The organism is Nonomuraea sp. NPDC049158, from assembly GCF_040648335.1.
Lineage (GTDB): Bacteria > Actinomycetota > Actinomycetes > Streptosporangiales > Streptosporangiaceae > Nonomuraea.
In genome coordinates, this window is the sequence record NZ_JBEZDM010000033.1 from 25215 (window position 1) to 52050 (window position 26836).

General features: G+C 68.9%; 25 protein-coding genes and 1 riboswitch. Of the genes, 15 read left to right on the plus strand and 10 right to left on the minus strand.

The features are described 5' to 3' along the window. Positions 1-18: 18 nt before the first annotated feature. Both AB0B61_RS44625 and AB0B61_RS44630 read left to right on the plus strand, forming a co-directional pair. Complete coding sequence (locus AB0B61_RS44625) at positions 19-426, plus strand: Rid family hydrolase (protein WP_358446033.1); 408 nt, start codon at positions 19-21, stop codon at positions 424-426. A gap of 222 nt (positions 427-648) precedes the next feature. Further along, entirely contained in the window at positions 649-1014 is a 366-nt protein-coding gene (locus AB0B61_RS44630) for a hypothetical protein (RefSeq protein ID WP_358446035.1), read from the plus strand. A 37-nt stretch (positions 1015-1051) separates the two neighbouring features. Here the strand turns inward: AB0B61_RS44630 and AB0B61_RS44635 are convergent, their stop codons facing one another. After that, positions 1052-2014 carry an EamA family transporter gene (locus AB0B61_RS44635; protein ID WP_358446037.1) on the minus strand — a complete coding sequence of 321 codons (963 nt, stop codon included), beginning with the start codon at positions 2012-2014 and terminating at the stop codon, positions 1052-1054. Positions 2015-2109: 95 nt separating this feature from the next. On the opposite strand from AB0B61_RS44635, the gene AB0B61_RS44640 reads away from it, so the two are divergent. Continuing rightward, positions 2110-3321 carry a CBS domain-containing protein gene (locus AB0B61_RS44640; RefSeq protein WP_358446040.1) on the plus strand — a complete coding sequence of 404 codons (1212 nt, stop codon included), beginning with the start codon at positions 2110-2112 and terminating at the stop codon, positions 3319-3321. Continuing rightward, positions 3311-3799 (plus strand): DUF1003 domain-containing protein, encoded by a 489-nt coding sequence (locus AB0B61_RS44645; RefSeq protein ID WP_358446043.1) that lies wholly within the window; start codon positions 3311-3313, stop codon positions 3797-3799. Before AB0B61_RS44640 ends, AB0B61_RS44645 begins: the two co-directional genes overlap by 11 nt. Here the strand turns inward: AB0B61_RS44645 and AB0B61_RS44650 are convergent. Beyond that, positions 3796-4308 (minus strand): MarR family transcriptional regulator, encoded by a 513-nt coding sequence (locus AB0B61_RS44650; RefSeq protein WP_358446045.1) that lies wholly within the window; start codon positions 4306-4308, stop codon positions 3796-3798. The two genes, AB0B61_RS44645 and AB0B61_RS44650, sit on opposite strands and share 4 nt — an antisense overlap. A 158-nt stretch (positions 4309-4466) precedes the next feature. Between AB0B61_RS44650 and AB0B61_RS44655 the strand changes: the two genes are divergently transcribed. The 7 genes from AB0B61_RS44655 to AB0B61_RS44685 all read left to right on the plus strand — a co-directional run bounded on the left by AB0B61_RS44655 (position 4467) and on the right by AB0B61_RS44685 (position 16616). Further along, entirely contained in the window at positions 4467-5603 is a 1137-nt protein-coding gene (locus tag AB0B61_RS44655; protein WP_358446048.1) for an Mrp/NBP35 family ATP-binding protein, read from the plus strand. A gap of 226 nt (positions 5604-5829) precedes the next feature. Further along, a complete protein-coding gene (locus tag AB0B61_RS44660; protein WP_358446051.1) occupies positions 5830-6315 on the plus strand; it encodes a SigE family RNA polymerase sigma factor in 486 nt (161 codons plus the stop codon). Continuing rightward, on the plus strand, positions 6312-7496 hold the full coding sequence (locus AB0B61_RS44665; protein ID WP_358446054.1) for a hypothetical protein: 1185 nt from the start codon (positions 6312-6314) through the stop codon (positions 7494-7496). The genes AB0B61_RS44660 and AB0B61_RS44665 overlap by 4 nt, the downstream gene beginning before the upstream one ends. Positions 7497-7645: 149 nt before the next feature. After that, a complete protein-coding gene (locus AB0B61_RS44670; protein ID WP_358446057.1) occupies positions 7646-8578 on the plus strand; it encodes a sulfotransferase domain-containing protein in 933 nt (310 codons plus the stop codon). Positions 8579-8623: 45 nt separating this feature from the next. Then, positions 8624-9814, plus strand: a complete 1191-nt coding sequence (locus AB0B61_RS44675) for a peptidogalycan biosysnthesis protein (RefSeq protein WP_358446060.1) — start codon at positions 8624-8626, stop codon at positions 9812-9814. 127 nt (positions 9815-9941) lie between these two features. Continuing rightward, on the plus strand, positions 9942-11609 hold the full coding sequence (locus AB0B61_RS44680) for an AMP-binding protein (RefSeq protein ID WP_358446062.1): 1668 nt from the start codon (positions 9942-9944) through the stop codon (positions 11607-11609). A gap of 48 nt (positions 11610-11657) precedes the next feature. Then, positions 11658-16616, plus strand: coding sequence for a type I polyketide synthase (locus tag AB0B61_RS44685; RefSeq protein WP_358446065.1), 4959 nt, complete (start codon positions 11658-11660; stop codon positions 16614-16616). Positions 16617-16621: 5 nt separating this feature from the next. Here the strand turns inward: AB0B61_RS44685 and AB0B61_RS44690 are convergent, their stop codons facing one another. After that, on the minus strand, positions 16622-17320 hold the full coding sequence (locus AB0B61_RS44690; protein ID WP_358446068.1) for an alpha/beta fold hydrolase: 699 nt from the start codon (positions 17318-17320) through the stop codon (positions 16622-16624). Between the two features lie 188 nt (positions 17321-17508). On the opposite strand from AB0B61_RS44690, the gene AB0B61_RS44695 reads away from it, so the two are divergent. Next, entirely contained in the window at positions 17509-18207 is a 699-nt protein-coding gene (locus tag AB0B61_RS44695; protein WP_358446070.1) for a sulfite exporter TauE/SafE family protein, read from the plus strand. Between the two features lie 156 nt (positions 18208-18363). On the opposite strand, the gene AB0B61_RS44700 is transcribed toward AB0B61_RS44695, so the two are convergent. The 5 genes from AB0B61_RS44700 to sigE form a co-directional block, all read right to left on the minus strand. After that, entirely contained in the window at positions 18364-18687 is a 324-nt protein-coding gene (locus AB0B61_RS44700; protein ID WP_358446072.1) for a multidrug efflux SMR transporter, read from the minus strand. A gap of 19 nt (positions 18688-18706) precedes the next feature. Then, a riboswitch (guanidine-III (ykkC-III) riboswitch) is annotated at positions 18707-18772 on the minus strand. Positions 18773-19042: 270 nt separating this feature from the next. Next, positions 19043-19399, minus strand: a complete 357-nt coding sequence (locus AB0B61_RS44705; RefSeq protein WP_358446075.1) for a sec-independent translocase — start codon at positions 19397-19399, stop codon at positions 19043-19045. A gap of 263 nt (positions 19400-19662) precedes the next feature. Continuing rightward, positions 19663-21216: a trypsin-like peptidase domain-containing protein gene (locus AB0B61_RS44710; protein WP_358446077.1), complete on the minus strand. Its 1554-nt coding sequence runs from the start codon at positions 21214-21216 to the stop codon at positions 19663-19665. A gap of 194 nt (positions 21217-21410) precedes the next feature. Continuing rightward, positions 21411-21947: a zf-HC2 domain-containing protein gene (locus tag AB0B61_RS44715; RefSeq protein WP_358446080.1), complete on the minus strand. Its 537-nt coding sequence runs from the start codon at positions 21945-21947 to the stop codon at positions 21411-21413. A 1-nt stretch (position 21948) separates the two neighbouring features. Continuing rightward, positions 21949-22590: an RNA polymerase sigma factor SigE gene (sigE, locus tag AB0B61_RS44720; protein ID WP_214639755.1), complete on the minus strand. Its 642-nt coding sequence runs from the start codon at positions 22588-22590 to the stop codon at positions 21949-21951. A gap of 161 nt (positions 22591-22751) precedes the next feature. Between sigE and AB0B61_RS44725 the strand changes: the two genes are divergently transcribed. Further along, positions 22752-23390 carry an O-methyltransferase gene (locus AB0B61_RS44725; RefSeq protein WP_225300697.1) on the plus strand — a complete coding sequence of 213 codons (639 nt, stop codon included), beginning with the start codon at positions 22752-22754 and terminating at the stop codon, positions 23388-23390. 58 nt (positions 23391-23448) lie between these two features. On the opposite strand, the gene AB0B61_RS44730 is transcribed toward AB0B61_RS44725, so the two are convergent. Continuing rightward, positions 23449-24855 carry a leucyl aminopeptidase gene (locus tag AB0B61_RS44730; protein WP_358446083.1) on the minus strand — a complete coding sequence of 469 codons (1407 nt, stop codon included), beginning with the start codon at positions 24853-24855 and terminating at the stop codon, positions 23449-23451. A 78-nt stretch (positions 24856-24933) separates the two neighbouring features. After that, positions 24934-25101, minus strand: a complete 168-nt coding sequence (locus AB0B61_RS44735) for a DUF3117 domain-containing protein (RefSeq protein WP_020545024.1) — start codon at positions 25099-25101, stop codon at positions 24934-24936. Positions 25102-25251: 150 nt separating this feature from the next. Between AB0B61_RS44735 and AB0B61_RS44740 the strand changes: the two genes are divergently transcribed. Next, positions 25252-26058 (plus strand): PaaX family transcriptional regulator C-terminal domain-containing protein, encoded by an 807-nt coding sequence (locus AB0B61_RS44740; protein WP_358446085.1) that lies wholly within the window; start codon positions 25252-25254, stop codon positions 26056-26058. After that, positions 26055-26831, plus strand: a complete 777-nt coding sequence (locus AB0B61_RS44745; RefSeq protein WP_358446088.1) for an enoyl-CoA hydratase-related protein — start codon at positions 26055-26057, stop codon at positions 26829-26831. Before AB0B61_RS44740 ends, AB0B61_RS44745 begins: the two co-directional genes overlap by 4 nt. Positions 26832-26836: the final 5 nt, after the last annotated feature.

Sequence of the window (26836 nt, forward strand, 5' to 3'; positions counted from 1 at the left end):
AGCCGCCACAATCTCCGCATGACGATCACCCGCCTGAACCCCGACGCACTGCACAAGACTCCCGGCTACAGCCACATCACCGTGGTCGAGGCCGGGCGGACGGCGTTCCTGGCCGGACAGTGTCCGCTGGATGTGACCGGCGCCCTGGTCGGCGACGGAGATCTGAACGCCCAGGTGGACCAGGTCGCCACCAACGCCCTGACCGCGCTCGCGGCCGTGAACGCCCGCCCGGAGCAGGTGGTCCGCTCGGTCATCTACGTGGTGGTGAGCCAGGACACCGCCGTGCTCGGGGGAGTATGGCAGCGCCTGCTCGACTCACCCCTCGCCGCCGCTTTCACCACCGCGAGCACCTTGCTGGGGGTTGCCCAGCTCGGCTTCACCGGCCAACTCGTCGAACTCGACCTGACCGCCGCCCTCAGCGCGTAAGGCCGTGGCCGCGGACCTGCGCAATGAGGGGTGCGACGGCTCTCGACAGCCGAAGTACGGGCCGCGCGTCAGCGTGGAGGTGCGACCTGCGGGCGATGCTGAAGAGGTGCGGCATCTCTGGCGATCAGCTGGGCGAAGGCGCCAAGGCACTGGTGCGGCTGCGGATGTGTCATGCCTTGATCGGCGCCGCCGAAGCGCGTACTGCCCCGGTACAGTCGAGGCGTGAGCGACATATCCGCGGCCATCGAAGAGGGCGCGAAGAAGTCCGGCGTCCTCTGGCTCACCCTCGACCGCCCGCGTCTGGCCTGGCATGCCTGGCACGAGGGTGCCATCTACCTCGTCACGGGCGGCGGCGAGCAGCAGTTGCCGGGTATCGAGGGGCTCGACACCGTCCAGGTCATCCTGCGTAGCAAGGACAATGGCGCCAGGCTGGCCGACTTCGAGGCCGAGGTGCGGGTGGTGGATCAGGCGGCGGAGCCCGAGGCCGTCGCCGCGCTGGCCAAGGAGCGGCTCAACGCTCCCGACAGCGAGCACCTGACCGACCGCTGGGCGCGCGAGTCGACCGTACTGAAGCTCACACGGCGCTGACCGGCGTGCCCACCCGGGCCAGAAGCAGGGCCAGAACTCACACCACGCCGACCGGCTGCTCGAGGTCGTCCGGGCTGGGCTTTGTGACGGGTTCCGGTCGTTGTTCGGTGGCGGTCTGGGCGAGGAGGGCGCCCGTGAGGACGATCAGGCCGCCCACGATCTGGAACACGCCCAGCGTCTCCCCCACCAGCGCCCACGCCACCACCGCGCCGCCGATCACCTCTAGTGAGGCCACCGTGGCGCCCACCGCCGCCGTCAGTCGGCGGACCGCGTTCACGCCCAGGATGTACGCGGCGACCGTGGCGATCAGGACCATCCACAGGTACGCCCCGAGCACCGGCAGCGTGTGCGCGCCCGCCGACGGGGTGACGGTACGGGTGAAGGCGTCCCACGGGATGTTCCACGGGCGGGCGAAGGGCACCAGGATCACGGCCGACCCGATCAGGCCCCAGCCGATCAGGCCGAGAGGGTCGACGTCGTCGCCGAAGCTGTCGCTCATCAGGAAGTAGCCCGCGCAGCAGGCTCCGGCGAGCAGGCCGAGGAGCAGGCCCAGAGCGTCGAGTCGCAGGCCCTGCCAGGCCTCCACGACGATCGCGAGACCGGCCACGGCGGTTATGGCGCCGACGAAGGCCGCGCGGGCCAGCCGTACCCGGCGGACGAAACGTACCCAGAGCACCACCATCACCGGCGCCATGAACTCCAGCAGCAACGCGATCCCCACCGGCAACCGCGTGATGGCCACGAAGTACAGCGACTGAACCGCCGCCACCGCCACGATCGCGTACATGGCGAAGAACGGCAGCCGCGACCGCGGGATCCGCAGGGCGCGCGGCTTGACCAGGGCCAATACGACCACCATGAGCACGCCCGCACCCGCCATGCGCGTCCAGACCGCCTCGATCGGGGCCAGTCCGGCGGCGATCAGGTACTTGGCCATCGGGCCCGAGAACGCGAAACAGCACGAGGACACGAAAGCCAGCGCGAGCCCTGGGTACTTCACGATCAACCCCAACTTCGTAATCACCGTAATATACGTTTGATACTGACACGTCAGGCGTCCGGAGCGCAATGGAGGGGCACTGTTAGCCTGCTGACGTGAAGATCTTCGTGGCCCGCCTGGCGGGAACCCCGGTCTTCGACCCCGCGGGCGATCAGATCGGCCGCATCAGAGACGTCGTGGTCGGGCCGCACGACGGCAATCCGCCGAGCGTGCATGGCATGGTGGTCGAGATCCAGCCGCGGCGCCGGGTCTTCCTGCCTTTTACCAGGGTGCGCGGCATCGAAGCGGGCGCGGTGGTCTTCACGGGCCGGCTGAACATGCGCAGGTTCGAGCAGCGCGACACCGAGACGCTGGTCATCGCCCAGATGCTCGACCTCACCGTGCGGCTCGACGGCGAGCCGGTCACCGTCTACGACGTGGCGATGGAGGAGACCAAGCCGTCGTTCTGGCAGATCACCAAGGTGGCCGTCTACCGGGGCAGGCGCCGGCGCGAGACGAGGATCGTCGACTGGAGCGAGGTGTCGGGGTTCGGCGTCCTGCAGAAGGACCAGGGGGCCGCCGGGCTGATCGCCGCCTTCGAGTCGATGCGGGCCGCCGACCTGGCCAGTGCCCTGCACGACCTGCCGGACAAGCGCAAGATCGAGATCGCCCGCGCCCTCGACGACGACCGGCTCGCCGACACCTTGCAGGAGCTGCCGCCCAACGACCAGATCGCCATCCTGCGGTCACTGGAGGTGGAGCGGGCGGCCGACGTACTGGAGGCGATGGACCCCGACGACGCCGCCGACCTGCTGCACGATCTGCCCAGCGAGCAGGCCACCCAGTTGCTCGCGCTGATGGAGCCCCAGGAGGCGGCGCCCGTACGGCGGCTGCTCACCTACGCCGACGACACCGCGGGCGGCATGATGACCAGCGAGCCGGTGATCCTGCCGCCCACCGCCTCGGTCGCCGAGGCGCTGGCCCACATGCGGCAGAAGGATCTGACGCCCGCCGTCGCGGCGCAGGTCTACGTGACCAGGCCGCCCACCGAGACGCCGACGGGCGCCTACCTGGGGATGGCCCACTTCCAGCGGCTGCTGCGTGAACCGCCGTCCACACTGCTCGGCTCGGTCATCGACCCTTCGGTGGACCCGATCAGGCCGGAGCTGACCGTGCACGAGGTCGCCTCCTACCTGGCGAACTACAACCTGCTGGCGGCGCCGGTCGTGAACGAGCTGGGCAGGCTCGTCGGCGCGGTGACGGTCGACGACGTACTCGACCACATGCTTCCCAAGGACTGGCGCGAGAGGGCACACCGTGACGACTGAACGCCTCGACCAGCCACGCGCGCTGCGCCGCTCGCTGCGCCCGCACTACGACCCCGAGGCGTTCGGCCGCCTGTCGGAGCAGATCGCCCGCTTCCTCGGTACGGCCAGGTTCCTCGTCTACATGACGGCGTTTGTCGCGATCTGGGTGGCCTGGAACATCCTCGCGCCCGCCGGCCTGCAGTTCGACCCCTATCCGTTCATCTTCCTCACGCTCATCCTGTCCCTGCAGGCCTCGTACGCCGCGCCGCTGATCCTGCTGGCCCAGAACCGGCAGGACGACAGGGACCGCGTCCAGTACGAGCAGGACCGGGCGGCGGCCGATCGCAACCAGGCCGACGTCGAATATCTGACCCGCGAGATCGCCGGGCTCCGGCTGGCGATCAGCGAGGTGGCCACCCGGGACTATCTCCGCTCCGAGCTGCAGCGGCTGGCGGAGGAGCTCAACTCAAGGAGCGGCAGTGAGCGCGGCGGCGCTTAAAGAGCGGCGGTGATGGGCAGTTTGGCGAGCATCTCGCGGACCAGGCGGATCTCGCCGGGTCCCAGGAGGTCGAGGAACTCGGATCTGATTCCGCGTAGGTAGGTGGGGGTGGCCTCGGCCAGCCGGGCCGCGCCGCGGTCCGTCAGCACCGCGAACAGCCCCCGCGCGTCGCTCGCGCATGCCTCGCGCGCCACCAGGCCGTCACGCTGGAGCCGGTCGATGAGCCTGGTCAGGCCGCTGCGGGAGAGCAGCACCCGGCCGGCCAGGTCGTTCATCCGCAGTCGCCGGTCCGGCGCCTCGGCCAGCTGCGTCAGCACGTCGTAGGAGGCCAGCGGCAGGCCGTGGGCCACGAGCAGCTCGGCCTCCAGATGGCGGGTGATGTGCACCTGAGCCCGCTGCAGCATCCGCCAGACCGCCAGCTCCTCGGCGGTGAGACCGGTGAGACCGGTGAGACCGGTGGAGCCGGCGGTGCGGTCGGTGGTGAGGCCCTCGTCGCGCAGAAGAGTCACGGAGTAACCTTAGAACGTTGCACGGACACCTAAACAGCACGGATTATCCGCACGGGGTCCCTGGTTCATACGATGGAGGGGCATCCTCACCGGCGTGCAGCGCCAGGTCACACATATACGACTAAGGAGGGACGGCACTCCCTCGTGCCGAGACTTAGATGGCACCAACACAGGAACTGGTGACGGCCGCTCTAGCCACCGTCATCGACCCCGAGATCCGTCGCCCGATCACCGATCTCGGAATGGTCAAGAGCATCGACATCGGTGCCGACGGTGTCGTTCGCGTGGGTGTCTACCTCACCGTGGCCGGATGTCCGATGAAGGACACGATCCGCCGCGACGTCGCCACTTCGGTGACCAAACTCGAGGGTGTCACGGGCGTCGAGATCGAGCTCGACGTGATGAGCACCGAGCAGCGCAAGAAGCTCCAGACCACGTTGCGCGGCGACCGGGGCCCCGAGAAGGAGATCCCCTTCAACCAGCCGGGCTCGCTGACCCGCGTCTTCGCGGTGGCCAGCGGCAAGGGCGGGGTCGGCAAGTCGTCCGTCACCGTCAACCTGGCCGCCTCCATGGCCGCCGGCGGGCTCAAGGTAGGCATCGTCGACGCCGACATCTACGGGCACAGCGTCCCGCGCATGCTCGGCGCCTCAGAACGCCCCACCAAGGTCGAAGACATGATCATGCCGCCGGTGGCGCATGACATCAAGGTCATCTCGGTGGGCATGTTCAAGCCCGAGGGCAACAGCGCGGTGGTCTGGCGCGGGCCGATGCTCGACCGCGCGCTCCACCAATTCCTCGCCGACGTCTACTGGGGGGACCTCGACGTCCTGCTGCTCGACCTGCCGCCCGGCACCGGCGACATCGCCATCTCGGTGGCGCAGCGGCTGCCGTCGGCCGAGTTGCTCGTCGTCACCACCCCGCAGATGGCCGCCGCCGAGGTGGCCGAGCGGGCGGGCTCGATCGCCGCGCAGACGCACCAGCAGATCGCCGGCGTCATCGAGAACATGGCCTGGCTGCCGTGCCCGCACTGCGACGAGCGCATCTCGGTCTTCGGCGAGGGTGGCGGCCAGACGGTGGCCGACGCCCTGACCCGGACGCTGGGCACCCGGGTGCCCCTCCTGGGCCAGGTTCCCATCGACCTGCGCCTTCGCGAAGGCGGGGACGAGGGCAAGCCGCTGGTCCTGACGGACCCCGACTCTCCGGCCGCTGCCGAGCTGCGCACGATCGCCGCCGGGCTGAGCAAGCGCTCCAGCAGCCTGAAGGGTCTCCAGCTGGGCCTGTCCCCCAACCGCTGACGTCCGCTCCGACGTCGACCGTACGGGCCCTTCCCCCAACCGCTGACGTCCGGTCCGACGTCGACCGTACGGGCACACTCCGCCAACCGCTGGCATCCGGCCCGACGTCCATAAGGCCCACTCCGACGTCCATAGGGGGCCCGCTCCTCAGAGCGGGCCCCCTCGGGCGTAACGGCGATTTCGCGGAGACCCCAACCGTTCACCCCCTGCCGGGCGTCTTGTCTATATGACGGATTCCGAGGCGTTCGAGGCCTTCGTCGCCGCCTGGCACCCGCGGCTGCTGCGTGCCGCCATCCTCATCAGCGGTGACAGGCATCTGGCCGAGGACGTACTTCAGGATGCCCTGATCAAACTGGCGCGCCGCTGGTCGAACGTGCATACCGACCCCGTCAATTACGTGCGTACCACCCTGTACAGGGACGTGGCGTCCACGTGGCGGAGGCGGCGGGAATTCGCCTACGGGGAGCCGCCCGACCAGGCGGATCATGATCCCTCGGGAGCTTCGGACCTGAAGGTGGTGTTCGCCCGCGCGCTGGCCAGGCTGCCGGTGAAGCAGCGGGCGGTGCTGGTGCTGCGCTTCTACGAGGACCTGCCCGTCGGGGAGGTCGCCGCGATCCTCCGGGTCTCGTCCGGGACGGTGAAGAGCCAGACGCACGCGGCCCTGAAGCGGTTGCGCGAGGTCGCTCCCGAGCTGGAAGAGGTGTTGATATGACGGACCAGGGGCTGCGGGAGCTCTTCAATGATCTGGCCGAGACTCTGCCCGAGGGGCCGTCCCGCGCGGGCGAGCTGTGGCGGCAGGGCACGCGGAGCCGTACCCGCCGCCGCCGGTGGACGGTGGCCGCGGCGGCCGCGACGGCCGCGACGGTCACCGTGCTCGTCGTGGTGGGGATCGTCGTGTCCCCTGAGCCGGTCGAGCGCGGCGTCACCGTGTATCCCAGCCTCACGCCCACACCCACGGTCCCGGCGACTCCCGCCATGGACACGGCGCCGCCGCCCAGCGGTGAGGCGGGGCTGCCCACGCTGGCGACCGCGCTGCCGGAGAGGTGGGCCGGCATCCCCGTCGTGACCGCGGTTTCCGGACCTGTCCTGGCGCTGGCCGAGTTCGGCGACGGGCGGATCTACATGATGAAATCCGGCGGGCGCCTCCCTCTCGATGTGAAGCTGGGCGACTCCGTGGACTCGGCCGGCAACGGCGGGACGCCGCTGAAGCCCAACTCGCTCGCCCCCGACGGGACGATGGCCGCCTTCCCGCAGAAGGACGAGGTGGTGGTCGTCGACCTCGTGATCGGTCAGGCTAGGCGTTACCCGGTGCCGGGGTTCAACGAGGTGGTGCTCTGGCGGGGCGAGCAGCTCCTCGTCGAGCAGGAGAAGGCGGACTACCTGCTCGACCTGGCCACGGGGAAGGCGCGGCGGCAGCCGTACAAGGGGTTCACGGGTGTCGCCGGCTACCGCGACCTCAGGATCGTCTCGCCCGACCAAGGCGGCTGGACGGTCATCCAGGAGAGCGGGTCAGAGGTGGCGCTGAACCTCCAGCACATCACCAGCAACGGCGGCATGCCCGTGGGCAACCTGGGCAACCACGGATGGCAGCGCGACGGTCTCGTCGCCAGGTCCGCGTTCGCCCACCACGACCAGGCGAAGGAAGCCGACGTGGTCGTCGTGGCCGACATCGCCACGGGACGGGTGGTCAGGACGCTGCTTCTGCCCTGGGGTGATTCTTCTGGCAGGAGGTGCGGGAAGGGCGGCTGCCCCGTGCGCGGCTGGATCGGCCAGGACACGGTGATGGTCGAGAGCGGGAACAGGCTGCTCGGTTGGAACATCACCACCGGCGCGCTGTCACGCGTCGCCGACCTGCCCAAGGATGTGACCGCTTACTCCCTGCGCAGTGGATAAGCCGCCAGATAAATGGCATATGTCTTACAGCCTGGAATTCCCCTCCAGTCAGATCGGAAATATCACCAATTTGCGCATTCTTATCACTGAACGAACACAGACAATCACATACCTTCCTTAACTCCCATCATGTGATTAAACTCACGTTGATGACGACGCATCCAGCCCGTTACCTCACACCGATGGAAGACAGCTCCCGGTGGGACGCGTTCGAATTCCGGCCCGGCGATATTGTCATTAATTCGCCGGCGAAATGCGGCACCACCTGGACCCAGACGATCTGCGCGCTCCTGATTTTCCAGACGTCCCAGCTACCCGCGCCACTGTCGAGCCTCTCACCGTGGATCGACATGCTCGTACGTCCGAAACAGGAGGTTTGGGACAACCTCGCCGCGCAGCAACACCGCCGTTTCATCAAAACCCACATTCCGCTCGACGGCATCCCGATCGACCCGCAGGTCACCTACATCACGGTGGGGCGAGACCCGCGCGATGTCGCCATCTCGCTGCGTAGCCACGGCAAGAATCTCAAGCGTGACGTGATTCGTCGGCTGATCCACCAGGCCGCCCACCCCGGCAACGCGGCGGCTGAAGTCCAGCTCGACGATCATGACGAGAGGGACTTCCTCGACGAACGGGAGTACTTATTACGTTGGGTCGACAACGACGACTCGCCGTACGACAATCTCGACTCGCTGCGTGCGCTGATCTGGACACAGAGTCGCGCATGGGTTCGCCGCGCGGAGCCGAACGTCATTCTGCTGCACTATGCCGACCTTTCCGCCGACCTCGCCGGCCAGATGCGACGGCTCGCCGAACGGCTCGACATCGAGATCGACGAGAGCAAGTGGCCGGAGCTGGTCGAGGCCGCCACGTTCCAGCAGATGCGCAATCGCGCGGATGAGCTCGCACCCGATGAGCAGCTGGGCTACATCCGTGATCACAAACGCTTTTTCCGCAGTGGTAAGTCGGGCCAATGGCAGCAGTTCCTCACCGATGAGGATCGAGCACACTACGACCGTCGGATAGCCGAGTTCGCGGAGCCAGACTTGCGCGAATGGCTCCATCACGGGGCCAGGTGAGCGCATGACTGCCGGGTTTCGATGAAGCATCAGGAAATTCCGGAAATGTCGCCAGAGGCGGCCGGGCTCGTGACGGTCGAGCGCGTCCCCTCGTTGGACGACGTTGCCGGGTGTGTGTGGAATGACGTCGCTGACCCGCGAGACATGTTCCAGAGTCGTGCGTGGCTGACGGCTCTCGAGCAATCCGGTGACGGACCTGTCACCTACCTGATCGCCCGACAATCTGGGCACCCTCGCATCCTCGGGGCCCTTCCCCTCTATGACTCGCTCCCCAGTCGTGGTGACTACCTGTACTGGCCGGAGCTCCACTTCCAGGACCTGCTGCACACCGCGGATTCGCTCGATGGCCGGCTGGGATTGCTGGCCGGGTCCTGCGCGGGATTCAGTACGCGGCTCATCGTGGACCGCACTCTGCCGACTTCGACCAGGACAGTGGTCCTGCACGCACTTCGGGATGCCGCCCGCGCCGTCGCGGTCGAGCGCGGGCTCCCGTACACCTTCTTCTTGTTCCTCGACGCCGCCGCGTGGAGAGACCTCGCTCCGCTCGTCGGCGACGGAGATCAGCACCGATTGGCGAGCGTCGCACAGACCGAAATGGAGCTCCCCGGCGGGGACTTCGAGGATTATCTGGCGACGCTGCCACGGAACACACGCACCAGCGCCCGCAGGGAGGTGGGGCTCTTCGCCAAGGACTGCGCGACCGAGACCGTACCTCTCCGTGAGGCCATCACCACCATCGCGCCGATGATCGTGAACGTGCGGGCCAAGTACGGGATGGCGTACAGCGTGGACACGGTCACGCGACGCCTCTCGGCGTACTCGTCCGCGCTGGGAGACGCCTCGTCGATGGCCCTGCTGTGCCGCGTGCGGGGTCGTCTCGTCGGGACCGGGGTCATGTGCCGCTGGCATGACCGGCTGTACGTGACGGATTTCGGGCGTCTCGATGATGAGGCGCCGGACCCGTTCGTGTACTTCAACGCGGCGATCTACGAACCCATCAAGTACGCCTATTCGGTGGGGCTGTCGAGAGTCGTCACCGGCGCCGGGGCGGAGCTGGGCAAGGCCCGGCGTGGTTCGGCGGTGCTCCCGCTGATGCACCTGGCGTGGGCGGCGGCCGGAGGTGGTCCCACCGGCCAGATCGGCACCACGGCGGCGGAGAACCGAAAGCAGCACTGGCACAAGCTACGCGGCGCTCACCCCAGGTACTTTCACTCGGCGTGGGATGAGCTGCTGTGACGCGACATCGAACGACGGGCTGGACGTCATGCCCGCGAGGGAGGTTAGCGTGAGCCGAGGGGACGAGCCGACTGGCCCCGTCCATGACACCACTATCACCATTGCCCCGCCGGGATTTCTCGGACAGGTGTCTCGTGACCTGAGCAGGGTCGCCCTGGTCCACGAGGATCGTGAGATCACCTTCGGCGACGTCGCCGCACTCAGCGAGGACGTCGGCGGCGCCGTACGGGGCCACCACCTGGAGCGCCGCGTGGTGGGCGTGCCGGCGGACCGGAGCCCGGAGTTCGTCGCGCGGATCGTGGGGCTCTGGAGCGCGGGCGCCGTTCCGGCGATCCTGGGAGACTGGGGTGCTGAGCGGGTGCGCGGAGCATTGATGGCCACTGGCGCCGTGGCGACCTTCGGACCGTCCTCCACGCTGGCCGGTCTGGACACCGTCGGGAACAACGGTGTGCCGTCCTGGCGCTTCGGTGGGGAGGACGTGGGAGGAGTCAGTCATATCCTCTTCACGTCCGGCACGACGGGCAGGCCCAAGGGAATCGTCGTCGGACGAGCGGCCTTCGAGGCGGCCAGTGTGGCGTTCTTCAAGGAACTGCCCATGGACGAATCCGATCGGGTCGCCTTCCTCAGCAGGCCCGGCCACGACCCGAGCTTGCGGGAGCTGATCGCGCCCTGGCTCACCGGTGCGACGTTGTTCATTCCCGACAGTCGCACGGCCGCGGATCCCCGGCTGATGGCGGCCTGGCTCGCGAAGCATTCCATCACCGTGCTCCAAGGCTCGCCGGTCCTCCTCCAGCTGATGGCGGGCTCGTCGGGGCTTCGCGTCGACAGTCTGCGGCTGGTCTGCTCGGTGGGGGCCCGGCTCACGGCCGCGGCGCTGCGGTCGACGGCACGGTTCGCCCCGAATGCCACCATCGCCAACTGCTACGGCGCGTCGGAGACCCCGCAGGTCGTGTGCGTGCACCAGGTGCCGCCCGGTCAGGGGGTCGCGAGCGAGGACCCGGTCCCCATCGGACGCGTGCTCGGCCATGCCGTTTTCAAGATCGTTCCTGTCGACGCGCCCGACGGTGAAAGTCCGGAGGGTCGGCTGCACGTGGAGGCCGCCGCCTGCGCACTCGGCTACACGGACGGAACCCCGCTGCTGACCCCCGGCCCTGACGGCCGACGCTGGTACGACACCGGCGACATCGTCCGCCAACTACCGGACGGCTCGCTGTGCTTCGTACGGCGGGCGGACCGGCAGGTCCAGGTCAACGGCACGCGTGTGGAGCTGGACGAGATCGAGGGCGCGGCCGCCCTGGTAGCCGGTGTCGCCGACTCGGTGGCGACGTTCGTCGAAGACAGCAGCGGAGTCGGATCCGTACGCCTGACCGTCGTACGGAGCTCCACGACGGCGCTCGACAGCGACGAGCTTCGCGCGGTGCTCCACGACCATCTGGACCCCGCGGTCGTGCCATCGAGCATTGAGGTGCGTGACTCATCGCCGGAGGACCACGAGGGGAAGCCGGCCCAGCCGGCGGTCATGGACGCCGCGCAGGGTGAGGACCGGGCGGCGGCGCTGTGGGAGGTGCTCCACGAGAGCGCGCGGTCCGCTCTCGGCCAAGGCCGGAGCGACGGCCGGATCGACCCTGACGGCGGCTTCTTCGAGGCCGGCTTCACCTCGATGTCCCTCATGCGTTTCGTGTCGGAGGTCTCCGTCCAGCTCGGCACGGAGATCTCTCCCCTACTGGTCTTCCGGTATCCCACCCTGAATGCCTTTGCCACTTACCTGCGGGAGAACCTGGACGACTTGTCCTGACTCGCTCCTTGGACGGAGCGGCAGCAAGCGAATCGGAGGGCAGACGATATGGGCAACCTCGTTGAGCCGATCGCGATCATCGGGATGGCCGGTCGTTTCCCGGGAGCGGTGGACACCCAACAGCTCTGGCGCAACCTCGTGGCCGGGGAGGAGGCGGTGCGCTTCCCGGCCGAGGACGAGCTCCGGTCGAGCGGCGTGTCGCGTGAGGCGCTGGACGACCAGGCTTACGTGCGGGCAGTGGCGGAGCCTGAGGGCATCGACCTGTTCGACGCCGGGTTCTTCGGCCTGAACCGGCGTGAGGCCGAGGTGTGCGACCCGCAGCTACGGCTGTACCTGGAGACCTCGCACGCCGCTGTCGAGAACGCCGGCTATGACGCCTTGAGACTCGGTAGCGCGGGCGTGTTCTCGTCGGTCGCCGCGAACCGCTATGGGATCGGCCGCGTCGCCGGGAACCTTGAGGCGCTCCGGAGCGCCACCGGCATGGCGGCCGGCATGTGGAACAACCCCGACAGCGCGTCCACGCTGGTCTCGTACAAGCTGAACCTGCACGGCCCCAGCATGACCGTGCAGACCGCGTGTTCGAGCTCGCTCGTGGCCGTACACCTCGCCGTGAACGCCCTCCGGCTCCACGAGTGCGACGTCGCGCTGGCCGGCGGCGCCGACGTCGAGTTCCCCGTCGGCCACGGGTACTGGTGGGCCCAGGACGGCCCGCTGAGCCGGGACGGCCACTGCCGCCCCTTCGACGCGGCGGCCAGCGGCACGATCTTCGGCAGCGGCGTGGGCGTCGTGGTGCTCAAGCGGCTCGCCGACGCCATGGCCGACGGCGATCGGATCTCCGCGGTGATCCGGGCCGTGGCCGTCAACAACGACGGCGCGAACAAGGTCGGCTTCACCGCGCCCAGCGCCGATCAGCAGGCGGAGGTCGTGCTGAGGGCCATGGAGGCCGCCGGCGTGGGTCCCGAGGACATCGGGTACGTGGAGGCACACGCCACCGCGACTCGCCTGGGAGACGCCATCGAGATAGCGGCGCTGAAGAAGGCGTTCAGCGCTCGGGCAACGTCCGGACTCGCGCCCGCACAGTGTCCCATCGGATCGATCAAGGGAAATGTGGGCCACCTGGGTCACGCGTCAGGGATCACCTCGCTGATCAAGGCAGCGCTGTCGCTGAGCCACGAACAGATTCCCGCGAGCGTCAACTTCACGGAGGTGAACCCGTTCCTCGAGCTCGCGGACTCACCGTTCTTCGTCAACGACACGCTGCGGCCCTGGCCTCGATCGGCCGGTCACCGACGCCTGGCCGGGGTCAGCTCCTTCGGAATCGGTGGCACGAACGCGCACGCGATCCTCGAAGAGCCGCCGACCCGCGCGGTCGATCCGGCTCCGGAACCCACACAGCTGATCGTGTGGTCAGCACGGACGCCGTCTGCGGCCGAGGCGTACCCGGAGCAGCTTGCCCGCTCCTTCAAGGAGAGCGCGGACTCGCTCTCCAGCGTCTCGTTCACTCTTCAGGAGGGGCGGACGCCGCACCCGATCCGGGGCGCTGTGGTGGTCGAGAGCATGTCCGACGCGGCCGCTGCCGTGCGTGACCGGGGGAGGCGGATCGTTACCCCGGAGGAACCGGCGGAGCGAAGCACCGTGTTCCTGTTCCCGGGAGAAGGGGCGCGGCACGCCCACATGGCGGCGGAGCTCTATCGCACCGAACCAGCGTTCAGCCAGGCGCTCGACGAGTGCTTCGCGCTCTTCGATGCCTGCGGCCTGCCCCAGCGACAGATCTGGGAGCGGGCGCCGGAAGAGCCGTCGCTCTTCAGCGTCGAGTACGCGCTGGGACGGCTGTGGCTGGCGCTGGGCATCGAGCCCGACGCGCTGCTCGGCCACGGCATCGGGGAGTTCGCGGCCGCCACGCTCGCCGAGGTGTTCACCCTCCCGGAAGCGGTACGGCTGGTGAGCGCCCGAGCCCGAGCGATGACCCAAGGTGCCGCCGAGCAGTTCCGGCTGGCCTTCGACGGCATCGAGTTACGTCGTCCTCGGTGGAAGGTCTACTCCGCGTCTACAGGCGGCCTCGTGGATGCGGCACAGGTGAGCAGCGTGGACTTCTGGCAGCTCACCCAACCCGTCCTGGTCAAGCAGGCGCTCGAGGCCGTGTTGTCCGACGGTGACCGCGTGCTGGTGGAGGTGGGCCCCGGGCGGACGCTCACCACCCTGGCACGCGCGCATCCTCAGGTACGCGCCAAGCGGCACCTGTCGGTGCCGACGCTGCCGAGCGGGCCGTCGAAGGGCGCCACCGAGCGCAGCTCGTTCCTTCACGCGCTGGGCCGGTTGTGGGCCCTTGGCGCTGAGGTGAACTGGGCGGCGCTGGCGGCGAGCGGTGAACGCGTACCTCTGCCGGGCTACCCGTACCAGCGCGAGCGGTACTGGATCGAGCGGGCGTCTTCGAGCACCCCCCACGAGGCGCGGGAACCAGCGGGCCGCGCCGTGTTCCGTCTGCCCACGTGGGTGGAGGCCGAGCACCGCGACACCGATGTCTGGGACCAGTCACGCCCCCTGGTGTTCCTGCCCGACGATGCGCGACGGGCCGGCGAGCTGGTCGCGCTGCTCGGCAGGGCCGGGTGGGACGACGCGTTGCTGGTGCGGCACGGTTCCTCCTATTCGGGAGCTAGGAGCTCGGAGTTCGTGATCCGTCCCCGGCACCCGGCGGACGTCGTCCGGCTACTGGACGAGCTGAGAGACGAGCGGCGATATCCGGAGCTCATCATCGACGCGACGCAGCTCGGCGGCCTGGCCGAACCTGACCTGAGCGACATCGACGACCAGCTCGACGCCGGTTTCCGGCGAATCGTCGAGCTGCTGCAGGAAGCGGCGCGACGGGCGCCCGACAAGCGCGCCCGCGATGTCCTGGTCGTCACCGAGCTGTCCGCGGACGTGACGGGCGGCGAGGCCGTGCACCCGGTGCGGGCCATGCTGCTCGGGCTTTTGCGGAGCTACATGCTCGAGAACCCGCGCGCCATGTGCAAGCTCGTCGACGTCCAGGGCGACGTGACCGACGATCGGCTGGTCGCGGAGCTGCGCGGCCGGAAGCGATCCGAGATCGTCGCCCTGCGGGGGGATCGGCGTTGGGTCCCCGGCGAGCGGGAGCTCGTCCCCGACGGTGCGGGCCCTGTCGACCTGCGTCACAGGGGTGTCTACGTCATCACCGGCGGGCTCGGCGGCCTCGGTCTGGCCGTGGCGCGTGGCCTGGCGGACACCGGCCGGCAACCACGGTTGCTGCTGCTGGGCCGCCATACGACAGGCGGGCACGACGCCGACCTCGCCGAAATCCGGGCTCTCGGCGCCGAGTGCCGCGTCGAGGCATGCGACGTGACCGACGTGGCCGCGCTGCGGCGCGTGATCGACCAGGCGTCGGACTCCTTCGGGGGCATCAACGGGGTGTTCCACCTCGCCGGCGTGGCGGGAGGGGGCATGCTCCAGTTCCGGACGCGGGAACAGATGTCGCAAACGCTCGCACCGAAGGTCCACGGCACGTTGGCGCTGGTCGAGGTGCTGCGGGGCCGGGCGGATCTGGACTTCTTCGTGGCCTTCTCCAGCCGCGCGGCGCTCAGGGGCTTGGTGGGCAGTGCTGACTACGCCGCGGCGAACGCCTTCCTCGACGCGGTGGTGCGCCGGCAGCCCTTGGCGGGCTGCGCCTCGATCGCCATCAACTGGCCGTCCTGGGCCGAGGTCGGCATGGCCGCCCGTCAAGGGCGGCCACCGCAAGACGCGCTGTCGGATGTGCGTTGGTGGTCGACCCCGCTGTCGGCCGAGAACTATCCGATCCTGGACGAACACCGTATGGACGGCGTACCGGTACTGCCGGGCACGGCCCAGGTCGACTTCGTCCTGCGGGCCTTCCGCGAGGCGATCGATCGCCCGAACGGGCGGCCCGCGCAGCTGCGCCACATGGTCTTCCGGAAGCCGATCACCACCCCGGAGCCTGTGTCGCTCGAGGTCGGCTTCGAACCGCACGAGGACCTCTGGCGCTTCACCGTTCGCACCGCGCCGCTCTCCCCCGGCTCCCCTGACGGCTACCGCGTCCACACGACGGGTGAGATCCTGCTGGTGGACGCCGGGGCGGACACGGTGGACCTGGACGGGCTGCGCGCGTCGCTGCCCGAGCGGCGGGTACCCGTGAACGACGCTGACAACCGGCTGTTCACCATCGGTCCACGATGGCCGGGAGAGGAGATCTGGACCTCCGGGGAGGACGTCAGCACGAAGCTCGCCGTACTCACCTTTCCCGAGGCGTTCGACCATGAGCTCGACGAGCACGCGCTGCATCCGACCCTCCTGGACGCGGCGGTGTCACTGGCGCGGGACCCTGATCATGAGCCTCCGCACGCACCCTTCGCCTACCAGTCGATCGTGGTGCACCGGTCGATACCGGGCCTCGCGTACAGCCACATCCGTCGCCGCCCGAGCGGCTCGGACACGATCGTGGCGGACATCGACGTGCTGACCGCCGGCGGTGACGTCGCCGTCGAGGTCAGGGGCTTCACCATGCGCCGCGTCGACGAATCCATGGTCGCCCCCGAGACCTCTGGCGAAGAGCGAGGCACCGACGACGGGATCGCGCCCGCGACCGGGGTCAGCATGTTGCTGCGCCTCCTGGGCCGGCCCGGTCACCGGCAAGTGGCGATCACCATGTCGGGGGAAGACGCGGTCCTGAAGAACCCTCTCGAGGACCTGCCTAAAGACGCCGAGGCGCCCGGTTCACCTGAGCGGCTCCCGGATGGAGCGCCATCTGACGACGCGTCGCTCGAGGCTCGGCTGATGGAGATGTGGTGCGCCGAATTCGGGGTGGAGTCGGTCCGCCCCGACGAGGACTTCTTCGAGCTGGGCGGCGACTCCTTCGCCGCCGTGGGTCTGGTCGAGGAGATCCGCAGGGCTTTCAGCGTGGACGTCGGCATCGCGGTGATCTTCGACCACCCGACGGTGGCCGAGCTGGCCGCCGAGCTGCACCGACTGACCGAATAACGCGTTCAGCCACGAACCTTCCTCACCCATTCGTGAAGAGTCTCGGGAGGCAATTGCTCGACGATCTGGTGACCGCCGTCGATCATGTGGACCGACAGCCATTCCCTTGTGTACTGGCTCCAGTCATTGAGGCACTCGGTGTTCCAGGAGCTCGCATCATCCTTGGCACCGACCGCGATTATCGGCGCGTTGAGCATCGGGTGCGGATCTGTCTCCAGATAGCGATTGAGCAGCTGGTATTCAGAGCGCCAAAGGCGTGCGTACTCGGGGAGAGCCGCTGTGTCCATGATGTGTGACGGCGCCTCCAGCTCCTCGGCCAATGCCCGGTCCGGCAGCTCCGCCAGAGGCGAGAGCGGCGTGCGATGCGGCGGGTACTGACACATGATGACGATCCCGCGAAGCTGTCGCTCCAGGTGCTTGGCCGCCTCCAGGCAGACCAGACCACCCATGCTGTGGCCCACGAGCACGACATCCGTGGCGCCGGAGTCCGCGACGAGGGCCGCCAGCGCCGCGCCGCGCTCGTCAACGGAGGGCACCTTCATCGGCTCGCTCCAGTTGGCCCGGCGGATGACAGGTTCCCGGCCCGGCTCGTTCCACCACTCCACGAACTTCGTCCGGCCGCCCAGACCGGGAACGAAGATGACAGCCTGGCCACCATCGAGTGCCGGGCTGACAATGTAGCTCGCAGACTCCTGACCACCCATTTCATTCGCTCCTCTGGAAAAGTGACGAAGTACGAGAGCCAACCATTTACCAACGCGTAACTAGCCCATCCCGGACAGTCTCCATATACCTCAACCCTCACCGCCAGAGGCAAATTTTCCGAGAATACTGGTTCATTTCAGTAGATCATGGCAAAGTGTGGCAGGTGTCCACGCTGCTAGCTGCCGCCGTGATTATCCTGATCGCTTCAACAGTGCACGCGGTGACCGGATTCGGGTACGCCCTCGTCGCCACTCCCCTCCTGGCCCTCACGGTCGACCCTCATACCGCAGTGGTCGCCACGACGATGTCCGCCCTGGCCATGACCGTCACGATCGCAGTACGTCAGCGTCACCACGCCGAGTGGAAGGTGGCCATGATCGCCATGGCCGGCATTGTGCTCGGCATGCCGCTCGGCCTCTGGGTGTACGGGGTGACGTCTGAGCGGGTGCTCACGGCGCTCATCGGGGTCGGCGTCCTGGGCTGCACAGTGATGGTGTGGCGGCGGGTGAAGGTGCCCGGGAATGTTCCCGTACTGGTGGGGGTCGGCTTCATCTCCGGCGCGCTCTCCACCTCGACCGGCACCAATGGGCCGCCGATGGTCGCCGCCTTCCAGGGCATGGGCTATGACCCCACGAAGTTCCGCGCCACCCTCTCGGTGGTGTTCGCCGGCACCAGCGTGCTCAGTCTGGTCGGATTCGCCGTGGCCGGCGAGGTGAACACCCAGTCGATCTGGATCGGGGTGGTGGGCCTGCCGATCGTGCAGCTGGGGTGGTTCGCGGGCAACGCGGTCTTCCGCCGCATCGATGCGGATCGCTTCCGCAAGGTGGTGCTGGCGGCCCTCATCGTCAGCGCGGTGGTAACCCTCTCCGCCGCACTGAATGGCTAACGTCCGCGCTTTTTACAGCCTTTTACAGCTTTACGGCAGGCACGGTGGGCCCCACCCGCCGCACGGGGTCGGCCTCTGTCCAGGGAGACGCTCCTCCGGTGGAGGTGGCCGACCGCCGTGACGAGACGGTGAGACCGCCCGCGTGGACTCCCCGGCTCAGTGGCTGCCGCCCGCCAGGTTGAGGCCGACGACGCCGAGGAGGATCAGGGCGATCGAGGCGATCTTGATGAGGGACACGCTTTCTCCCAGCACGATCATGCCGAGAGCGGCCGTGCCGACGGCACCGATGCCTGTCCAGACCGCGTAGGCCGTACCGACCTCGAGATTCTTGAGCGCCAACGCCAGCAGACCGAAGCTGAGCACGGCGAAGACGGCGAAGCCGATGCTCGGCAGCAGTACGGAGAAGCCATTGCTGTGCTTGAGCGAGTAGGCCATGGCGACCTCGAACAGACCGGCGACAATGATCATGAGCCAAGCCATGACGGCCCCTTTCTTCAAAGGAGCGTCGTCTTAGCAGGCCGGGTACGGCGCGTCTCGTCCGGGCGGGACCCGATCGGCCCCGCACTCCTGACAACGGCCGGGATCAGGTGAGGATTCCCGGCCACTTGCGGTCGCCCCGACCCCGTACCCACTCCCGCGACAATGCTCCGACGCCAGAAGGAAGGAACCGCTAGCGATGAACCGCGTCCCGGTCGCCGTACTGGCCGCCCTCCTCGCGGTCGCCCGGCGGCGCATGGACGCCGGTCAACTCGTGCGGAGTTCTTAAGAGGACGTCGAATGCGTCTGGTGGTCGCCGACGGTGAGAAGGCGGTGCGGGACTCGTTGGCCCGGACCCTCAGGTGGCTTCCGCGTCGTAGGGAGGCAACTCGCCATAGCCCAGCTCGTCGACCGGCTCAGGATCGTAAGAAGTGGTGACGGAGTCGAGCTGCTGGGGCTTGTTGGTCCAGTCGTCCTCGTCCTCAAGCAGGTGCTTGCGGACGAAGTTTTTGGGGTTGAGGTCGCTGGGGTCGAAGTTGGAGAACTCCGGGCCCAGGCCCGCCCGCAGGTCGTCGCGTGCGCTGTTGGCCATCCGGCGCAGGTTGCGCAGCGTCTTACCGGCCTGTGAAGCCGCCTGAGGCAGCTTGTCGGGACCGAAGACGAGCAGCGCGATGACGACCAGCGCGCAGATCTCCATCCACCCGAGTCCGAACACCGTTTGCTCCTACCGCAGTCCAACCAAACCGGGGACAACCCGACCCCTCAAGACTAAGGCCAAACCACCCCAGCCAGGTCGCCAGCCCCCGTCTCGGTTCAGCAAGTCCACGCGGGCGGTCTCACCGTCTCGTCACGGCGGCCGGCCACCTCCGGTGAAGGCGGCCGACCGTCTCCTCACGGCAGCCGGTCACCTCCGCCCGAGGAGCGTCCCCCTTGGACGGAGGCCCACCCCACACGGCGGTTGGCGAGGAATAACGACGATCAGGACGGCGTCGGAGTCGGGTTGTCATCCGCGGTAACAGTGAGGGTGGCGGTGCGGTCTTGGCCGGCGCGCTGGTATTTGATGGTGATCTTGGATCCCGGAGACTTGCTGCGGATCAGGGCGATCAGCTCGTTGCCGTCCTGCAGCATCAGCCCGTCGATCTCCATGATCACGTCGCCCGCCTTGAGGCCCGCCTTGGCGGCGGGGCCGCCCGCGTCGACCGGCTGCCGGCCCTCCGTCGGACCCGAGGCGATGCGTACGCCCTGCCCCTTGTAGTCCTTGTCGAGGACGATGCCGATCTTCGGCCGCTTGGCCTTGCCGGTGGTGATGATCTCCTCGGCGACGCGACGCGCCTGGTTGACCGGGATGGCGAAGCCGAGGCCGATGCTGCCGCCCTGGCTGCTCATGGAGCGGCTCAAGGTGGCGATCGCGGAGTTGACGCCCACGACCTCGCCCTTGCCGTTGACCAGCGGGCCGCCCGAGTTGCCGGGGTTGATCGCGGCGTCGGTCTGGATCGCGCTGATGTAGGCCGGCTCCTCGGTGCTGGTGCCGCTCTCGTCGCCCGCGATGACCGGGCGGTTCAGGGAGCTGACGATGCCGGTCGTCACCGTGCCGGTGAGGCCGAGCGGGGAGCCGATCGCGATGACCGGGTCGCCCACGACCACGTCCTCGGAGTTGCCGAGGGTGATCTCGGGCGTGCCGAACGTCTCCTCCGGCTTGACCACGGCCAGGTCGGAGCCCGGGTCACGGCCGACGATGCGGCCCTTCGTGGTCTTGCGGTTGTTGAACATGATCTGGATGTCGCCGCCCTTGGCGGCCGGGGCGACCACGTGGTTGTTGGTGACCACGTAGCCGTCCTTGATCAGGAAGCCGGAGCCCGACACGCCCTCGGCGCTGTTGGCGTTGACTTCCAGCGAGACCACGCTGGAGCGGGCGCGGGCGGCCACTCCGGCGACGGAGTCGGGGGCCCGGTTCGTGGCGCCGCTCGGGATGGGGCCGAGGCTGTAGGAAGGGTCGGTGCCGCCACTGCTCGACCTGGTCAGCAGATAGGTGCCGACGCTGCCCAGCCCCGAGGCGACCAGGGCGATGACGACCGCCAGGACGATCAGGACGCCCGTGCCGGGACCGCGCCTGGGAGCGGGTGCCGACGTCAGGCCGCCGGGCGGTGGCGCCCAGCCCGCGCCCATGCCGAGCGCGTTGGGCGGCGGGGGCGGGCGCTTGTCGCCGCCACCGAACGGCGGCGGCCCCGCCGAGTTGCCGAAGAACGGGCTCTCGTAAGTGCGGGTGCTGTTGGGCGGCGTTGGCTCCTCAGTCGGGGCCTGGCCCGAAGCCGCGTACGAGGCCGGAGGCGGGTAGGAGGGGCTGCCATAGGACGCGGTGTCTCCAGGGCGGCCTGAGGGGTCACCCCACCGGCCGCTCTCGAAGGAGGCCGTCTCGGACCGCCATCCAGACTGTTCGGCCTGGTCGTCGGCCGGCAAGAACTCCGGCCGCCCCTGTGACTCAGGGAAGTCCGACGGCATGCGTCCTTCTGGTGGGCGCGTCTCGTCGGTCATCTAGATCTCACCACTCCTTGCCTCGGACACCGCAATCCTGGCGTGAACGGCATACGAGAGTCGTAAAGCAATTGTCAGGCAATGAGCCAACATATGTGGACACCTGACAGATTCCCGAACTCAAATCGTATGCCCCTGACGCCGTCGACTACGCCACTCGAGTATCCCAGGCATTCCTGAGAGTGGGCGTGAGATCAGGGCGTGGCGGTGGGCAGAGTAGTGGTGGGCGATGAGGTGGGCGTGTGCCGCGCCTGCTCGAACAGCTCGACCGGTGGCGCCTGGGCGCCCTGGCCGACCCCTGAGACGGCGAAGAAGGTGCCGAGCGCGACGGCCGCGGAGACCACGCCGACCGCCACGTACGCGCCGCGCCGCCTACCCCCGCGGCCAGGGCCCGAACCGCCACCACTCGCGTCCCTGCGCGGGCGGTTGTCCAGCGGAGCGATGCTGTGCGGCCCAGGGATGGGCACTCCGCCGAACGTCCGGGTAGGGAAAGGCCGCTCCCTGGGGGGCAACGGGCCACCGGGCTCGGACATCCGCAGCAACGACATGGTGAGATCGGCCGGCATCACCGGGCCGTCGAGCGAGCGCAGGCGCGACTTCAGCGCCCGCATCGACTCGACCTCCCGCCTGCAGTCGCCACAGAAGGTCAGATGGGCTAGAGCGCGGTCGCGTTCGGTGTGATTCAACTCACCGTCCACGAGCGCGGAAACGCGTTCTCCAAGATGCGACATATCAGACTTCCTCCCCACGGGTCCCCGACGGGAATGATGGCGGGGGGAGTTGGGAATTACGGGGGGCCCGGTGATCGAGCGCCTCCCGCAACTGCGCCCGGCCACGGTGAATACGGCTTCGGACCGTACCCAGCTTGACGCCGAGCGTGGCCGCGATCTCCTCGTACGACAGGCCTTCGATGTCACACAGCACGATCGCGGCCCGGAACTCCGGTGCGAGCGCGTCGAGCGCGGCCTGAATGTCCGGCTCAAGGTGAGCGTCGTCGAACGCCTGCGCCGGTGACGGCTCGCGCCCGCGCAGCCGTTCGGCCGCGTCGTCGGCGAGCCCCTCGAACCGGATGCGCTGCTTGCGCCGCGCCATGTCGAGGAACAGGTTCGTCGTGATCCGGTGCAGCCAGCCCTCGAACGTTCCGGGGGTGTAACTCGACAGGGACCTGAAGACCCGCACGAAGACCTCTTGGGTGAGATCTTCGGCATCGTGGACATTGCCGGTCAGGCGATACGCCAGCCGGTATACACGTGCGGAATGAGTCCGCACCACTTCCTCCCAGGTGGGAGGCGTCCAGTCAGACACGGGAGTATCGGCCTGGTGGTCACTTTCGTCCACCAGAACTCCTCTCATTGGGACCACCGCTACCGCCATAGTGCCTGGTTTCGTCCCTTCGTGCGTACTGCCTGCCTTCCGGACCGGCAAAGCCCGTTTAAACCTGCAACGCCTCACGGTCGTCTTGAGTTCCCGTCCCGGCGTGTCTCCCCTAGGCTGCGATCGGTGACCAATCGCACGAAAGTGGGGGGAGGAGGCCGATGACCAGTCCGGTAGAGGCCACTCTGGCCTATGCGGAGCAGTTCCATCATGAGGATGAGATTCTGCACGCGGCGCGCCTGCGCGGCCTGGAAATGGGCGCCACGCCCATCCTTCCCGGGGGCGGGGCGGCGCTCTGCTTCCTCGCCACGGCCGTCAACGCCAAGTCAGTCGTCGAGATCGGCACGGGCTGCGGCGTCTCCGGTCTCTGGATGCTGCGCGGCATGCGCCCCGACGGCACGCTGACCAGCGTCGACGTGGAGCCGGAGCACCAGCGGCTGGCCAGGCAGGCGTTCGCCGAAGCCGGGTTCTCCGGCGGGCGGGTGCGGCTGATCACCGGCCGGGCCCTCGACGTGCTGCCCCGGCTCTCCGACGGCGGCTACGACATGGTCTTCGCCGACGGGGCCAAGCAGGAGTACGCCGACTACCTGGCCGAGGCCGTCAGGCTGCTGCGCGTGGGCGGCATCGTCGCCTTCGACAACGTCCTGTGGCACAACCGCGTGGCCGACCCGGCGCAGCGCGACCCCGACACGGTCGCGCTGCGCGAACTGGGCAAGCTGGTGCAGTCCGACGACCGCCTGCGCTCGCTGCTGATGCCCCTGGGCGACGGCCTGCTCGCCGCCGTCAAGATCGCCTCATAGCGCCAAATCTGCGGCGCGTACTCCTGGCGCCTCAGCCAAACCCGCGGCGCACGTACTCCTAGCGCGTCAGCCACTCCAGCAACACGCGTACCCCGAACCCGGTCGCGCCCTTGGTCAGCACGCCCTCGTTCACGGTGCTGCGTCCGACGCCCGCGATGTCCAGGTGCGCCCACGACCGCTTGCCCGCGAACTCCCTCAGGAACAGCGCCGCCGTGATCGACCCGGCCCCATAGGTGGAACCGCTCTCGACATTGGCCAGGTCCGCGATCGAGGACTCCAGCGCCGGCGCGTAGTCGTCGATCAGCGGCATCCGCCACAGCCGGTCGTCACTGGCCTGCCCCGCCTCGACCAGCCGCTGGGCGAGGTCGTCGTCGGTGGCGTAGACGGCGCCGTAGCCGCGGCCGAGCGCGACGGTGATCGCCCCGGTGAGCGTGGCGATGTCCACCACCTCATCCGGGTCGAGCTCGGCGTCGGCGTAGGCGAGCGCGTCGGCCAGCACCAGCCGCCCCTCGGCGTCGGTGTTGAGCACCTCCACCGTGCGGCCGCCGTAGTGCTTGATGACGTCGCTGGGCCGCTGGGCCGTACCGGAAGGCATGTTCTCGGCCGCCGCGATCAGGCCGGTCACCCGCACGGGCGCGCCCAGCCGGGCGAGCGCGGAGATGACGGCGATCACCACGGCGCCGCCCGCCATGTCGGTCTTCTGGGTCTTCATGTTCTCGTTCGGCTTGAGCGACAGGCCGCCCGAGTCGAACGTGATGCCCTTGCCCACCAGCACGACATGCCGGTCGCTGGGCTCGGGCGGGGTGTAGGAGAGCTGGATGAGGCGGGGCGGGTTGGCCGAGCCCCGGCCGACGGCCAGGATGCCGCCGAAGCCGTCCGCCTGCAGCTGCTCCTCGTCCCAGACGCGTACCGGCACGTCCTGCTCGGCCGCGCGCTCGGCCAGCCAGAGCGGGTTCTTGACCGACGCGGGGGTGTTGGTCAGGTCGCGGGCCAGCGCCACCGCCTGGGCGACGGTCTGGCCGCGCCGCACCGCGTCCTCGTCGGCGCCGACGAACGTCAGCGCCCGCACGGACGGCTTGCCCGGCTCACCGATCTTGAAGGTGTACGCCGCCAGCAACGCGGCCTCGGTGAAGGCCGTCACGTCGCCCGCCGGCGTCACCACGACCAGCGCCTGCCTGCCCTTGGCCTTGCGGGTGAGCGCGGCCGCGGCCTTGCGCAGCGCGCGCGGCGAGCCGTCACCGACCCCGTACAGGAGCACCCGGCCGACCCCGTCGGCCCGCGCCACCGGGACCTCGACCACCTCACCCGCCTCTCCCTTGGCGTCGTAGTGCGCCAGCAGGGCGGCAGTCGGCACGTGCAGATCCAGCTCGACGGCGGGAGCGAGCTCCGCGTCATAGGGCACGGCGAGCAGCTCGACGTCGGCTGGGACGTCGGCCACCACCGACGTCGTGGTCTCAATGGGCACGGAAATCCCCCTCAAACGTCAGCGGCCCTGGCGCGGACGCACGCCAGGGCCGTGGAACGACCTGTATCTAGGGAGCTCTCAGCCGACGACGTTCTTCAACGCTTCGCCGAGCGCCTTTGCCTCGTCGGCGGAAATCTCCACGACGAGCCGGCCGCCACCCTCCAGGGGGACCCGCATGACAATGCCGCGCCCTTCCTTGGTGACCTCCAGCGGACCATCGCCGGTCCGCGGCTTCATCGCCGCCATGCGTGCATCCCTTCCTGCCTTGGGCTCCCGCGGCCCGCGGTTTCCGGCCGCCCCTGAGGATGGCCGACGCATTCACGTCATCTGTGATGTCCTATTCTCCCGCATCGAGAGCGCTCATGGGTAACGATCTCCTCCCAGAATGCGTTGTCCATGCTGGCGAAGGCGGCCAAACTGGACTTCGTGCATGCTCGCGCCGCTCTGTTCGACCTCTATGGAGACCACCTGCGCTCGCGCGGTGGACAGGCGTCCGTGGCCGCTCTCGTACGGCTCATGAAGCCCCTCGAAATCGCCGCCCCGGCCGTACGGACGGCCGTTTCCCGCATGGTGCGGCAGGGCTGGTTGCAGCCCGTCAGGCTGCCCCAAGGCGCCGGTTACGGACTTACGCCGAAGTGCGTCAGACGTCTGGACGAGGCCGCCTTGAGAATTTACCGAGCCGGAACTTTGAGCTGGCGTGGCCGGTGGCACCTGATCGTCTTCGGGCCGGTCAAGGACCGCCCGCGCAGGGAACGGCTCCGCGCCGACCTCACCTTCCTGGGCTACGCCGCGCTGTCGGAGACGACGTGGATCGGCCCGCGTTCGTCGATCGAGCTGGACAACCTGCTGGAGGGCGAGGGCGTGCGCGCCGACAGGTTCGACGCGGCGCTGGAGGGCGATCCGCGCGAGCTGGTGGCCCGCGCCTGGGATCTGACCGCCATCGGCGCGGCGTACGAGCACTGGCTGACGGAAGCTGTCACTCTGGTCGGCGCGCTGCCCGGCGGCGCCCCGGCTGATCAGGTGTTCGCGACCAGGAGCAAACTCGTGCACGGATGGCGCAACTTCCTGTTCCGGGACCCCGGTCTCCCTCCGGAGCTGCTGCCACCCGCCTGGCCGGGCGAGAAGGCCAGGGCCTACTTCGAGCAGGAGGCGGTCCGCCTGCTGCCCGCGGCCGCCGCGTTCGTCGACAGGGAGCTGCCTTGATCCGCTATGACGTGACCGATGCCGTCGCCACCATCACCCTCGACCGGCCCGACGCGATGAACTCGCTGACGGCCGAGGTGAAGGCGGCCCTGCTCGACGCGCTGCGCCGCGCCGCCGCCGACCCCGAGGTCCGCGCGGTGCTGCTCACCGGCTCGGGGCGGGCCTTCTGCGCGGGCCAGGACCTGCGCGAGCACGCCGACAACCTGGAGGCGGGCCGCGGCCTGGCCGACACGGTCCGGGCGCACTACAACCCCATCGTCGAGCTGATCACCACGATGGCCAAGCCGGTCGTGGCGGCGGTCAACGGCGTCGCCGCCGGGGCGGGCGCCTCGCTGGCCTTCGCCTGCGACCTGCGGGTGGCCTCGGACAAGACCAAGTTCGCGATGGCGTTCGCCGGGGTGGGCCTGGCGCCCGACTCGGGCGCGTCGTGGACGCTGGCCCGCCTGGTGGGTCTGGGGCGGGCGACCGAGCTGCTGCTGCTCGGCGAGCCGCTCGGCGCGGCCCGCGCGCTCGAACTGGGTGTGGTCACGCGCGTCGTGCCCGCCGAGGACGTGCTCAAGACCGCCCATGAGCTGGCCGTACGACTGGCGGCGGGGCCCACCAAGGCGTTCGCGGCGACGAAGCGGGCGCTGGCCTACGCCGCGACGCACTCGCTGCCCGAGACGCTGGCCGTGGAGGCCGATCTACAGGACGAGTGCGTGGCCACTCAGGACCACCTCGACGCCACGCGGGCCTTCCTGGTCAAGGAGCTGCCGACGTTCCACGGCCGCTGAATCGG